This is a genomic window from Gaoshiqia hydrogeniformans (genome assembly GCF_049347105.1).
GTDB classification, from domain to species: domain Bacteria; phylum Bacteroidota; class Bacteroidia; order Bacteroidales; family Prolixibacteraceae; genus Gaoshiqia; species Gaoshiqia hydrogeniformans.
Genome location: NZ_CP186334.1, coordinates 5652946 through 5667035 on the forward strand (window position 1 = coordinate 5652946; position 14090 = coordinate 5667035).

General features: G+C 46.0%; 8 protein-coding genes. All 8 read right to left on the bottom strand.

Going from position 1 to position 14090, the window contains the following annotated elements; all coding sequences use genetic code 11:
- Positions 1-17: 17 nt before the first annotated feature.
- Entirely contained in the window at positions 18-1058 is a 1041-nt protein-coding gene (locus tag ACOIT5_RS22460; RefSeq protein WP_423128397.1) for a FecR family protein, read from the bottom strand.
- Positions 1059-1192: 134 nt separating this feature from the next.
- Complete coding sequence (locus ACOIT5_RS22465; RefSeq protein ID WP_423128398.1) at positions 1193-1780, bottom strand: RNA polymerase sigma factor; 588 nt, start codon at positions 1778-1780, stop codon at positions 1193-1195.
- Between the two features lie 90 nt (positions 1781-1870).
- Positions 1871-3814, bottom strand: coding sequence for a sialate O-acetylesterase (locus ACOIT5_RS22470; RefSeq protein ID WP_423128399.1), 1944 nt, complete (start codon positions 3812-3814; stop codon positions 1871-1873).
- A 43-nt stretch (positions 3815-3857) separates the two neighbouring features.
- Complete coding sequence (locus ACOIT5_RS22475) at positions 3858-6224, bottom strand: alpha-L-rhamnosidase N-terminal domain-containing protein (protein WP_423128400.1); 2367 nt, start codon at positions 6222-6224, stop codon at positions 3858-3860.
- Positions 6225-6336: 112 nt separating this feature from the next.
- On the bottom strand, positions 6337-7176 hold the full coding sequence (locus ACOIT5_RS22480) for an alpha/beta hydrolase (protein ID WP_423128401.1): 840 nt from the start codon (positions 7174-7176) through the stop codon (positions 6337-6339).
- 48 nt (positions 7177-7224) lie between these two features.
- Positions 7225-9132 carry an RICIN domain-containing protein gene (locus tag ACOIT5_RS22485; protein WP_423128402.1) on the bottom strand — a complete coding sequence of 636 codons (1908 nt, stop codon included), beginning with the start codon at positions 9130-9132 and terminating at the stop codon, positions 7225-7227.
- Between the two features lie 98 nt (positions 9133-9230).
- Positions 9231-12308: a SusC/RagA family TonB-linked outer membrane protein gene (locus ACOIT5_RS22490; protein ID WP_423128403.1), complete on the bottom strand. Its 3078-nt coding sequence runs from the start codon at positions 12306-12308 to the stop codon at positions 9231-9233.
- Between the two features lie 42 nt (positions 12309-12350).
- Entirely contained in the window at positions 12351-14075 is a 1725-nt protein-coding gene (locus ACOIT5_RS22495; RefSeq protein ID WP_423128404.1) for a RagB/SusD family nutrient uptake outer membrane protein, read from the bottom strand.
- Positions 14076-14090 lie beyond the last annotated feature (15 nt).

A 14090-nucleotide genomic window follows, 5' to 3' on the forward strand; every position in this document is an offset into this window, starting at 1 on the left:
GTTTTTGTTATGTTTCGTTATCTGCCAAAAAGGATTACTTTTGTACGTTGTTCTTCCCCCTTATCCGTTTTTAGAGGCATAATAAATTCATAGTTCATTGGAGTAGATATACTCAGGTATTTGAGTACCTGATCAAGGGATTCGTGGCTAAATGTTGCGGTAAAATGATAGGCCATTAAACGACGATCGGCAATCTCGATGTCAACATTATACCAGTTCTCGAGGCGGGAAACCAATTTCTCAACAGGATCGTCAAAAAAGACAATCTTTCCGTCCTTCCAGGCGGTATAGCGGGTAATCTCGGGCTCTGCTTTACGGACAATTTGATTATTCTTCGTGTCGTAATCTGCCACGTCAGAAGGATTCAGTCTCATAACCGAAATATCCTTCCCTTTCACTTGCTGTAATAATTCAACCTTTCCTTCAATCAGGGCCACCTCCACGTGTTCCTCCTCTTCATACGCATTTAGGTTGAATGATGTTCCCAGTACTTTCACCTGAAGCTTTGACGTATGTACAATAAAGGGTTGCTTTTCATCTTTAGCCACTTCGAAATAACCTTCCCCTTTCAAATCAACCCGGCGGTTTTCCAAATGGTTAAATGAAAGCGGAAAACGAAGGGTGCTTCCGGCATTCAGCCAAACAGCTGTCCCGTCGGCAAGGACCAATTTGGTTTGTGTACCGTAAGCCGCTTTTATTTCCTGGTAAACTGTTTGTTCAGTCGTGTTTTGCCCCGGTTTCATCAGAAAGTGATAGGCTGAAGACAGCAGCACGGAAAGCACAAACACTGCTGCAGCCTGCCGCCAATAGCTCAATAAACGGGTTTTCTTCGTGAATTGCGGGATTTGTTGTTTGGTACGACGGAGTGCCGGTTCGACGTCAAAGGCGCCGGATAAAGTCAATGTTTTTGAGTTTTCCCACAATTTTCTGTAAGCTTCGAATGTCTTTCGGTTTTCTTCCGGCCCGGCAAGCCATTCGCCGATGGTTTGCTCCTCATTTTTGTCTGTTTGCCCGGTAAAGGATTTGATCAGTAAGGCTTCAATATCTTTCTTTTCCACGTTAAAATTCTCCTGTTTTCATTCAGGACGAAAAAGGTGACGGGATACCCTACATGAAAAATGAAAGATTCATTCTAACTCAAACACAGGAATGCTTTTTGGACAAAGGGATCGTCAGTATTAATTTCACAAATTTAATGCGTTATCCGGTACAACAAGATAATGACGGGCAGATAGTCTTTCAATTCGACCCGGAGTATTTTTAACGAACGGCTGATTAAGGCTTCAACTGCTTTGACCGAGATGTCCATCTTTTTTGCTATTTCGGGATAGGTAAGTCCATCGAACCGGCTGTATTCAAAAGCGATGCGGCACCGATCGGGCAACAAAGCCAATGCTTTCACCATCTTTTCTTCGAATTCGTGCGAAAGTAAAAGCGTGTCGGAAAAACGGTCGTCGGCCTGTTCGCGGCCATCCATGTTTTCTTCCGGTTGATGGCGCCGGCTCCTGAGGTAGTCGATGCAGCGATTGCGCACCATAAACGACATATACGAAGAAAGGTTTTCAATTGAAGCCGACTGGCTGCGCTTTTCCCATAGTTTGATAAAACAATCCTGCACCAGGCTCTGTGCCAGGTCCAAATCATTGACCCGGGCATTCGCCTGTGCACAAAGGGCTTTGTAATATTTCCTGAAAATAAAATCGAATGCCGCCTCCTGCCCGTCTTTCAAAGCAATAAGCAAAAACTGATCACTATTTTCCGGATTGTTTGCTGCCATCATACAGCAAATATAAAAGATTCCCGCGAACAAAAGCCGGATTGGCATTGCCTGCACCGGAGAACATGCGTATCAATTTTAATATCAACTGATCTATTTACCTTCCGTAATTCCTTTCCAGGTGTCGGTTCTGAATGGCGAAGCCAGTAATCCGTCACTGTTGACCAAATTGATTTCGACCGGGTTGTTGGCCCAACCATAACGAACGGCTACCGGCCGTTGAACCTCATCACTGAAAACCACCACCTGGTTGTTGTGCAGATAAGCTTTCGCCCATACAAATTTCTGATCGTCACCGGCAATCGCAAAGCCGTTTACATAGCCATACTTGTTCTTATCCAAAGTTGAAAGCCCCTCGCCTGTTCCTGAAAATGATAAGATCATCCGGTTGCCATCCCGCTTCATTTCCTCAAATACAGGTCCCGACGGCAATACGTCCTTTTGGTATGCCACGTTCATGGCCGTATGCGCTAACCGCAACCCGACATCTTTTTTGTTTCGCGGATGAATATCGAATGCTTCACCAATATCGGTAATAACTGCCTGACCGGTTTTAGGGAGGCTTAAGGTCATATTTTGCGCTTCCCTGAGCTCCGCCCATTCGCTGTCTTTTGGCTGGTCGTCCAACGCCATGAAACTGGCCAGTTGCACCCAAAGAAAAGGAAATTCATAGCCCCACTGTTTTCTCCAGTCAGTGATCATATTGGGAAAAAGCGAACGATAGCGATAAGCTTCACCCGAATTATTTTCGCCCTGGTACCAAATTACACCCCGAATACCATAACCAACCAGCGGATGAATCATACCATTATACAGCAGCGAGGCAAAACTGTTCGGGCCGGATCCGTATGCTTTAAACCCGAAAGAAGAACTTAAAACAGACGGTTTATAATCCCATTCACCGGCCAGCGGATACCTCGTCCCGTTTACCTCAAAGTAAAGTTGTTCAGCTACGCCAAACATCCCTCCGGTGGAACCGGTGTCCTTGACCCGTACCATGATGATATTTTTACCGGCTTTTAGTATTCCCGGGGTGATTGAATAATTCCTGTTAGCAATCCATAACCCCATGGAGCCCACCTGCTGCCCGTTAATCCAGGTAATATCTTCGTCGTCGATCGCGCCGAGCTGAATCGTCCCTGCTGAGCCATCTGCATCAGCCGGCAATTCAATTTCTTTGCGAAACCAAATGATGCCGTCTTCGTTTTCCAAATCACCATTCCAGGCTTGTGGCACCTGCATTTTTTTCCAGCCTTTCACTTTTGTTGACAAGTCATACCATTTCGCATCCAGGGCCGGATCATTCTCCAGCGCCTGTTTGAAACGTTCAACATCACTTGACGTATAGCCGATTGCGTTTTCGAGTGTTTGCCCTTTAAAGGGTGCATATTCCGAATTATTCATCGACGCTTCCCAGCTTGTCCATGTTTCAATATCGGTTCCTCCCCACGACGAGTTGATCAGACCGACCGGAATACGAAGCTCTTCCTGTAACTTTTTTCCGAAGAAATAGCCTACTGCCGAGAAGTTTGCCGAGGTGGACGGATCACAAACCATCCATGTTGTTTCTTCGGTGTTGTCGCACTCGCGTGTTTGAATTGTTTTAGGAATCGTCAGCAGGCGAATATTTGAGTTCGCGGAATTTTGAATGGCCTCTTGTGCCGTCAGGTCGCCATTCAGGTTAAACTCCATATTCGACTGGCCGCTGCACAACCAAACGTCGCCAATTAAAACATTGTCGAGTATGATGGAGTTGTCCCGTCCATCAATCCGGACCTGGTAAGGCCCGCCATAGGTCATGGCTGGCAGTTCCACGCTCCACTTGCCGTCTTTTCCTGCCGTTGTTTTTTGGACTGATCCGTTCAGACTGACAGCAACCGGTTCATTTTTACCGGCATAACCCCAAATCTTAACCGGCATGTCGCGTTGCAGAACCATGTTGTCAGAGAAAAAATGCGGCACACGCACCTTGCCGTTCGCGATCATGGTCAACAGCAATATGGCCACTGTCAGGAATATGTTTCTTAAATTCTTCATTTCTTCCGGATTTTTATATTTTATGCTAATTTTTCAACAAACGCTAGATGATAAATGAGTTACCTCCCGCTTTCAGTTTATATGTTTTCCCTTCCCAAATGAAAATTCCTGAGATGCCAACCGGAATGTAAATTTCAATTCGCCATTTTGAATCCAAAAATAAATATTTAACAGAAATTTTCCCGTTTGGATGAGGAATTTCCCCACTTACCTTGGTTAACCCACCCAAATGGGGTTCGATTTTTACGGATGAGAAACCGGGCGCATGGCTGTCGATTCCCAAAACAGTCCGGTAAAATTCAATATTCGGGCTGCTCGACCAGGCATGACATTCTGAACGGGTAAACTCGAGGTTTGAATACTCGGGCCAGGTGGTCATCCCGGCTTTCATCGCGTTTCGCCATACATCCAGCCAGTTGAGATAGTCGTTGCCCATCCCTCCTTTGACCAATGCCTGGTACAGGTAATAGCTAAAATAAAGCGTACATTCAGTCAACGACTGATCGGTCAGCAAACTATTACAAACTGATTTCATTTTATCTTTACCGACAAGTCCGGTTAAAATGGCCAGCGAGTTAGCATGTTGCGAGAAATGTTTCTTTTCATTTGTGTCAGAAAACAAACTTCCGGAAGCGTCCCAGTATTTGGAAACGATCGTCTTTTTTAGTTGCCCGGCCTTCTCTGCATATATTTTTGAATAGGCTGGCATTCCCAGATTGGTTTCCAGTTCGGCGGCCCACTGATAGGCCCATAAAAGCTGCATATCGATAATGGCGGAGCTGCCGTCTGTCCCCTTTGGCGAAACACCGACAAACCAGTCTTCTCCGTTGGCCCAATCCACAAAGTTCCAATACGGAGTATTTTTCAGCGAGCCGTCGGCTTGCTGGTATTTACCGAAGAATTCGAGGATTGCCCTCATACCGGTTAACTTTTCCTTTACAAATTCAGCATCCGGGCGGTACATCCAGTAATCGTGCAACATACCGATGTACCAAAGCGAAAAGGTTGAAATAACCTGCGTCCCTTTCGACGGGTAGCGGCTTAAGGTAACCCCTTCGGTCAGGCGCGAATGGTCCATCAGGGTCAGCGCATGGCGGGCCAAACGGTCGTCGCTGCTGTTGTAGTAAGTGATCATTGCCTGAATGCGGGTGTCGCCGATATACTGCAACTGTTCGTAATACGGACAATCCCAGTAGGTTTCCATCGCACAGAGTCGGGCTGTTTTCCATCCGATATCGAGAATTTGTTTAATTTCGGCCTGATCTGCATTGAATGCTGACTCCTGTTTAAACGGGTAGCCGGTAAATGTTCCGTAAATATCGGTTATCGTCAGCGGTTCATCTTCAGTTTGAACCGACAGCTGAATATAGCGAAACGTTCGCCAGTAAAGCGTTGTGTACGACTGTCCTGTTTGTCCGTTAGAAATCAGACTATCCCGGCTGCCATAAAAAATTTTGTCCTCCACTTCGTTACGATTACTTTTACGGGCGCCGTATGGCGTCATTTCATCGATCAGGGTTTCGGCATATTTTATTCCAATGCGTGCATCTTTTCCTGCATCGAAATTCAACGTCAGGTAAGCATTCGTCAGATAAGTCTGGTCGAGGAGCATGGTTACCCGGGTATGAGCAGGGATGGTTACCGAAGTTTTTGTAGCTGGAAAACCGGTTGGAACGTCTATTCCTTCTGCTTTTCGCAAGACCGGAATACGGTCGTACGTCATCTCCATTTGCGGTATTTCCGACGCAACAAGCATCCACCCAAATCCATCTGAATCGCCTTTCAGGTTCCCCTGAAACAAATTTGCTGCTTTCGGCCAGTTGCTGTCATCGAGCAACGGATCGTTCCAATTCATCACGCTCTGATTCAGATCGACCATTTCACCGGTAGTAGCCGAAAAAATACTTGGCGCCGCACTGTAGCCGTTGTCGCGCAAACATAACCAGCTATCATTGGTATTCAGTATTTCTTCTTTTTCCGAATTTCCCTGCAAGATAAATCCGGTACGCACGCTAACTTGCGCTTCAGGACTCAGCTGCGACTCGTTCCATACCAAAGCGGCCACATGATTTTCGCCGGCTTTCAGCTGAGGCGCCAAATCAACGGTCTCGAAATTCCAAAAATAGATATCGCCACGAGCAGGCCCCAGCGAAACCAATTCGCCATTAACGTATAGTTTATAGCGGTTGTCGGCAGAAACGTGAACGACAAAACGTTCCGGTTTTTCCCGGAGTGTTAAATTTTTCCGGAAATAATAAACACCGTACGCTTTCCCGTCAACCCCATGAGCGGCGATCCAATTTGCATTCCAGTTTTTCCGGTTGTTTCCCGCAACCGGGATTTGCGAATATACGTTCTCGTTCAGCATGCTGCCCAATAAAAACAGGGCCAGAAAGATTATATTTTTCATAACTGTTTTTGTACTAATGATTGATCGTTTTTTGGTGTGACAGCAATAATTTGCTTATCAGCTGTTTTCGGGAACGAGCTTTCTCCGGTTTATAAACCCATGTGTAGCTTCTCTACTTGTCGCTCAACTTTTCGAAAAAATGATGAAAGAAAACAGTTTGAAAAGCGATTGAATTTGCCCAATATTCCCAGGTATGCCCTCCCGGCCTGACCGTAAACTCATGCGGAATATTCCGTTCCATGAATTTTTCGTGCAAACGGCAGTTTACACCGTAAAAAAAATCATCCATCCCGCAATCAAATGTAATTTTCAGCGAATCTGCTTTCAGCTTATTAACCAGGTTGATGACCGTATTTTCTTCCCAGTTTTCTTTATTTTCGGCATAGGCTCCCAATCTTGTCGGAAGGTCCCAGTTATTGGGGAAAGGGCGGATATCAACTCCTCCGCTCATACTGCCGGCTGCACCGAATACATCCTGGTTGCGAATGGCCAGATAGAGAGCTCCGTGCCCTCCCATGCTCAGTCCGGTAATTGCTCTTCCCTCCCTTGATTTAATCGTGCAAAAAGATTGATCGACCCAAGCCACCAATTCGTCCGCGATGTAGGTTTCATATTTCATGTTCTTATCCACCGGACTATCAAAATACCAGCTGGAGTATGCTCCATCGGGACAGACAATAATAAACTGGTACTGATCGGCATAATGCCCTATTTCGGGGACTTTTGTGATCCAGTCGTTTTCATTTCCGCTATAACCATGTAATAAATAAAGAACAGGATAAGCAGTTTCCGCAGAATATCCTTCGGGAGTGATGACAATGGCCCCGATGTCTTTATTCATGGAACGACTATGTGTTGTAACCTGTTTGACATCCGCCGCCCGGGTATTCGGACAGCTGCAGCAGATGACGAGAAACATCGCGATTGACCTGTAAAATAGTTTCGCCTTCATACATAAATGGGTAAGAAATTTCTGCAAATCTGCAAAATTATATCATCTCTACAATCCGATTAAGGATAAAGGCACCCGGATGGCTTTAAGCCGGTAATAATAGGCATTCATGGCTTTATTTCCATATTCGTCGATATAGTAATCCTCCTGACCGCATGCACTGAAATTCAGGCAATAGGTTAAGAGCAGTTCATTTTGTTCATTAAGATAATACGGATGAAGGATTGGCGTGTAAAACCGGGCCTGGTTTCCGTTTATATATTCCTCGATCTCATAAACTTTAACTTTTTGAGACCAGGGTCCGGTTGGACTATACGCGTAAGAGAGATAGATATTCCGTTCTTCGGTACACCAAAATCCCATATCCATTGACATCATCACGTACACATTATCTACCTTTCCGACACTTGTTGTTGCTTTTGAAGTGGCTACCGGAGCTTTCGCCGAGGGGTTGGTCGTCCATCCGGCGCCATCCCAGAACGTCCAGTCTAAAAGAGGATCTGATTCGAGGTATCTTCTGACAAAAACATTTGATGAGTATCCAAGCCAATCGGTTGCTTCGTGGCTGTAACAATACACATAACCATCGTCACCGCGGACCATTCCATCGGCGCCGCCCACATTCACCGGGGTTTTACGCTCAACCTTCCACGAAGTCCCGCTATTCTGATGTAATATGTATAAGGCATCGTTCACCGCTTCAAGACCTCTGCCCTCGCCTGCGTAGACATATACTTTATCTCCAATTTCCAATCCTACACCAGGCCAGGTCCAGTCCAGTCCATCCGGCACATCCATAATTTGATATTCCCTGCCGGGATGCTTTGTATCGGGGTTGGTCATGTTTACCGCATCTTCAGGATTCCAGTTGTTTTTTGACGGCTGGATGAGGATGGAGTTATTATACTTGAAAAAACTATTCCCGTTTAAAACATCCGGTCTCAGCATTTGACCGGCATCCCAGGCATCTTCGGTTACCCACAGAATTTTACCTGCATTCGCGCCCCAGCTTAATGGAATACTGTTCCCCTGGTCAAAAGCAACCGAGCCCATCCACGACTCATTTCTTCTGAAGAAATTTTGTACCTGAACGTCGCGGTAACTTTCAAATGGAATCCGGTTCAGTTTCCATTGCTGCGCAGCCGCTTCAGCTTCCAGGTTCAAGGTGGCTAAAGCAGAACCGTTTTGGTTAAGTCTCAAGGTTAAAAGGAGTTCACTCTTTCTGTTGACGATTTCATAAACATCATCACCCAACGCATTTAACCGCCACTGCTGAAAATCTGTTTTTTCATTGTTCAACGGTTGATCCTGGCAAATACTGATTCCCTGATAATATCCCGAGTCCGGAACTGTTAAATAAAGTCCGCTAAAAAGATTTCTTATTTTAAAATATTTCAGGCCATTTACCTCAGCATCAAAAATGAGATGCCACTTCTGCCACTTCCGGGCGTCGTTGTATTCGGCGTTTACCAGGGAATGATCCCAGTACTTGTCGTTATAAAGCATATCGCCCCGAATTCCCAACGCATTTTCATTCAGGGAACTGGTAATGATATATGCGCCATAATCTCCGGTATCGGCGTTGGCGTCAGCAATCTTAAAATACACCGTCCACTCCTGCGCCAAACCCGATGCAGACGTAACGGTATAGGTATAACTCATCTCTGAAGAAATATCGATACGCTCTCCCGATCCGGGGAAAATGCTCGCCCCATCGGAGATCGCGATCGTTGGTGAAACCGATGTCAAATCGACTGAAGACATGATCGTTAACCTGACGGTATGGTTATAAATGTCGATCATTTCAGATCCTACCTGGCCGCTTTCAAGTTTAAACGATTTGATTACGCGCCCGGGACTGGGGAAGGGTTTCGTTTCGTCCTCGCATGAAAAGAATAAAAAAGTAAGAGCGAGGAAAAAGGCCATTATTTTATCTATGAATATCTGATTTTTCATTTTCTGAATTTGTTTTGCATTGATCACGCGTTTTAGCGTACGGCCAGTCAGGGAGAAGCAGTTTTGCTCCTCCCTGAGATAGCTATCTATTAAATCAATTAGAAGGTAACCTGTATTCCCAGGTTAACAACACGCTGGTTCATGTAAGCGTCGCCGGCAGTGTTGGTAGAGATTTCCGGATCCTGCTGATATTTGTCGTAACTGGTCAATGTCAGCAAGTTGTATGCATTGACATAGATCCGGGCAGCATTCAGATTAAAGGGCAACACCCGTTGAGGGATCTGGTAGCCGAAATCGACCGTTTTCAACCGGACATACCAGGCATCGACCAGCCAGAAATCAGACATATAGGCCGAGCTGCTGTTCACCGTAGTCGGATTGCTTGTCAAGCGCGGGAAAGTGGCTGTTTCGGCAGTTTCCGGCGTCCAGCGATCCAGGTGAATTGGCTGAAACTGACTCTTAAACGGTTCAATCCCCGTACCCACCACGCTAAAGCTGTAGTTAAATGATCCCTGAAACAGCACGTTGACCGTAAAACCTTTATAATACGCTCCTAAAGACCAGCCCAAAGTCGTATTCGGAAGGTTAGGTTTCCCGATCGGGCCGCGGTCGAAGTTGTCAATAACCCCGTCGCCATTCAGGTCTTTATATTTCAAGTCGCCTGCCTGAACAGGAATATCGCTGATGGGGGTCGGGACATTATTTGCCGGATCATCATCGTTGTTGTTTGCAATATCCTGTTGAGAATAAAAGCCCAGAAATTTATATCCAAACGGCTGATTAATCGGATGACCGGTTTCTGCCAGCCAGGGATAGGCCTGTTCTGCTTCGGCCTTGTATAATACCTTGTTTTTCGCAAACGAGAAAACAAAATTGGTATTTACATGTACCTCCCGAATCTTGGTCTGATAACTGATCTGACCGTCAAAACCCCGGTTTTCGGTTTTTGCCACATTACTCGGAGAAATACCGATACCCAAAATTGCCGGTATATCCTGCTGGGTAACTAACTGATCGAAACGATAATCGTAGAAATAGTCTACAGTCAGCGACACTTTGTCGAAAAGGTTGGCGTCAATTCCCACGTCAAACTTCCGGGCTTTTTCCCAGGTCACGTTGTCGTTCCCCAGGCTACCTTCCCTGATTGAGGGTAAAGCTGAACTCCAAACCGACTCGCCAAACATGTAACCGCCGCTGCTTTCATAAATTTGCTTATAGAGATAACGGTTCCCGTAGGCCACATCAGAACCAACCAAACCGTACGAAGCCCTGACTTTTAACAACTGCACATTGCGAACCTGATTTTTAAAGAAGGGTTCTTCCGAAAGGCTATAACCAAGTCCGACTGCCGGGAAGAATCCAAAGCGGTTATCTTTGCCAAAGCGGTCGGTTCCGTTGTAGGCTGCATTAAAATCGAACAAGTATTTGTTCTTGTAATTATAATTTACCTTCGCGGTGTATCCTTCGAAATTTTCAGGCACATTGGCCGCCGACATACCATCTTTATCTACTTTGCGACTTTGCCGGTTGTAGATCAACCCCACATTTACATTGTGGTCGAACAGAAACGTGCGATTGTAATTGATAAATCCCTGCAGGTTCAAATCACGTATAAATTTTCCCTGGCTCCCGGTTACCGCATAGCTCCCGTAAGCATAATTCCCTCTCGGGTCGATGGTATAAATATCGTTTACCGAATCGTAATGATAGGTTGGAAAAGAACTTCTAAAAACCTGCCGGTTGTTTTCTTCAATACTCGAATAGGCCATCCGGCCTGATACGTCAAGACCTTTCAGCAGGAAACCGAGATCCTGAGATACGGAGAATAAAATATTCGAATCGGTTCTTCTGGTACGCGAGTATCCGCCGTTGGCAATACGGGCATTGATGGTCGGCAACTTATCGTTGGTGTCGTACGCATAAGTGTATGAACCATTCGGGTTTAGCACCGGAGCGGAATACGGGTGAATTTTAGAGAAATCATAAATCTCACCCACGACATTTTGCCCCCTGGGTTCGTTAATATTTCCAAATCTGGAGGTAATATCCATCCGTAAGGTAGTGGTTGAGGTGATATCGAAGTCGAGGTTGGTCCGGTAGTTAAACCGTCGGTAGAAATAATTATTGTCCACCTCGTTAAACGGATCCGTAAAATCCTTCACCAAACCGTTTTGAGAGAAAGCTCCCCCGGAAATAAAGTATCTCAGTTTTTTCGACCCACCGGAGAAATCCAGGTTGGCATTCTCCTGAAAAGCCACCTTCTTAAATATCTCGTCGTACCAGTTAACATCGGGATGTCCGTAAGGATCGGTCCCGTTTTTAAATAACTCCAGGTCTTCTTCGGTGAATTTAGCTTGCAAGCCGTCATTCAGATAGGCTTCATTCACGAGGGAAGCGGTTTGGTACGAATTGAGAAATTTCGGTTTTCGGACCGGCATTTGCATTCCGCTTTCAACACGAACGTTCACCTGAGGCTTACCTTCCTTGCCCCGGCGGGTTTTAATAACCAATACCCCGTTTGCCCCCTTAATCCCGTAAATTGCTGTTGTTGACGCATCTTTCAGAATCGAGATACTTTCAATTTCATTCACGTTAATCTGCGACAACTGATCAAATGAATACTGAACGTCGTCAACAATGATCAGGGGCTGGTTACCGGCATCATTCAACGAGCTGGCGCCGCGGATAAAAAAGTCGGAAGCGTCTTTTCCCGGCTGTCCGGAACGTTGCTGCGTAAAAAACCCGGGCATTTTGCCGTACAGGGCATTTTGCACGCTCGAGGTCGGAATGGTTTGCAGCTCCCGTGCCTGAATGGCGCTGACTGAACCCGTGTTTGTGATCCGTTTGGTTTCGCCATAGCCAACGATGACGATTTCGTCCAAACCGGTCATATCGGGAACAAGCACCACATCCAGTATCGCTTTACTGCCAACAACCAGACTTTCGCTTTTAAACCCGATGAATGAAAATACCAAACGATCCCCGTTGCCGGCCTTTATCTGGTAATTACCATTGCCATCCGTGATGGTTCCCGATGAAGTTCCATCGATGTGAATGTTCACTCCCGGAAGCAGTTCTCCGTCGGACGATGACACTTTACCGTTAATCAATTTTTGCTGAGCATAACCCATACAAAACAGCTGCATGCTCAATATCAGAATTATTATTTTTTTCATAATCAATATTTTACCTCTTTTAAAAATTGATAAACCTGCCCGCTACCATCCGGGGTTTTGGAGCATGTGATCGTTTTTAATCACTTCATCATAAGGGATTGGGTATAAATACTGTCTTTCGGCAAATGAAGGCTGCATAACAACAATTTCACTTGAAATCAGCATGGCTCCGCTCTTGGTAATCTGCAATCCCCGAATCGGATTATTCATCAAGCTCTGAGCTTCTTTCCACCGGCGAATATCCCAGTAACGTTGCTCTTCAAATGCAAATTCAATACGTTTTTCGTTATGAATTACCTGGCGTATCTGCGCTTTGGTCATACCGGCGTTTAGCCCGTACATACCATCAGTTCCGGCTTCAATGCCGGCGCGTTTACGAATTTCTTTGACAAGCTGGTAAACCTGATCAGAGGGACCCGCATATTCGTTTTGCGCTTCAGCGAAGTTGAGCAGTATTTCGGCATAACGGAAGAAAATCCAGTCGTGGCGTACATCGTAATATTCGGTCGCATTTTCAAAAGGTCCCATGAACTTCCTCAAATAATAGCTTGTTTTTGTTTTTTGTACCGAACCTACCGGATTGCTTTTACCTCCCAGAAAGGTTTCAAGGCTGGTTGTCAGCCAGGTTGATCCATTACGCAATATTGTCTTTCCAAGACGGGGATCGCGGTTCGCATACATGTTGGCCGAGCTGTAGTTGTATTTTGAATCCGGGCTTCCAATGGGCTTTCCGTCAAGCATCGGGAAAGCGTCAACCAGGTTCTGCGACGGGCTTGTACGGCCATTTCCCAGATTCACGCCGGTAAAGCCAACCGGAGCATTGTTCGTTTCAATACTTTTATTGATCCCGCCCTGACGGAAAAAGATGATTTCCCGGTTTCCCGAGGTCAGGAATACGTCGGTAAATTCAGATTCGAGCCTAAAATAATTATAGTTGTCGATAAAATACCGGGCAGCATCGGCAGCCCTTTTCCAACGCTCATTGTCGGCTGAAGGATAACCGGTCAGGGCGTTTGACCCGCCAATATTTCCTCCGTTGAACAAGGGACTGGCCGCATAAAGCAATACTCTTGATTTTAAAGCCATTGCCGCTTCACGCGTAACCACATGCCCGTTGGCCGAAGCATCGCTGACAGGCATCCGGCGAAGACTATCGCGAATTGCATCCAGCTCGCCAACGATATAATCGATACACTCCTCAAAGGTTTTTCGGGGTAACTGCAAATCGTCGCCCAACTGGCGCACTTCGTTGCCCATTAAAGGGACCCCGCCATAGCGTTTTACCAGCTCGAAATAAAGAAAAGCGCGAATAAATCTCGCCTCGCTTTTCCAGGCCCGGATCAGTGGCTGTCCGTCGTTAAACGTATCTTTAAGCGGAACCACGCCAATTCCGTTGATGAAATCGGATGCCATACGGATTCCCTTGTAATAACCGGCCCAATTCATATCCGATCCGATGGTACTGACGGCCGTGTATTGTCCCATTGCCAGCCTTTTAACATCATTCTCGGTCAAGGCCGACGATACGGCATCATCGGTCGCTGCATCCAGGTAGTCGCTCCAAACCCGGTTGTGTCCGTTGGGCAGAATCGAATAAACGGCATTCAGATACTTCTTTGCCTGAACTCCCATCGAATCGGTTTTTGAGAATACAAAATCGCTTGTAAACTGTTCCAGCGGCACCGATTCAAAGTCGTCCTGACAGGCGGGAAACATGAAGCCCGCCAGCGCCACACAGAGCAATAGGATATATTTCTTGTTTTTCATTGTCCTTCGATTTTA

Bases quoted from the DNA above. Each gene is read 5' to 3' on its own strand.
- ACOIT5_RS22480 (WP_423128401.1), bottom strand. From the start codon at position 7,176: ATGAAGGCGAAACTATTTTACAGGTCAATCGCGATGTTTCTCGTCATC.
- ACOIT5_RS22470 (WP_423128399.1), bottom strand. From the start codon at position 3,814: ATGAAGAATTTAAGAAACATATTCCTGACAGTGGCCATATTGCTGTTG.
- ACOIT5_RS22465 (WP_423128398.1), bottom strand. From the start codon at position 1,780: ATGATGGCAGCAAACAATCCGGAAAATAGTGATCAGTTTTTGCTTATT.
- ACOIT5_RS22490 (WP_423128403.1), bottom strand. From the start codon at position 12,308: ATGAAAAAAATAATAATTCTGATATTGAGCATGCAGCTGTTTTGTATG.
- ACOIT5_RS22485 (WP_423128402.1), bottom strand. From the start codon at position 9,132: ATGAAAAATCAGATATTCATAGATAAAATAATGGCCTTTTTCCTCGCT.
- ACOIT5_RS22495 (WP_423128404.1), bottom strand. From the start codon at position 14,075: ATGAAAAACAAGAAATATATCCTATTGCTCTGTGTGGCGCTGGCGGGC.
- ACOIT5_RS22475 (WP_423128400.1), bottom strand. From the start codon at position 6,224: ATGAAAAATATAATCTTTCTGGCCCTGTTTTTATTGGGCAGCATGCTG.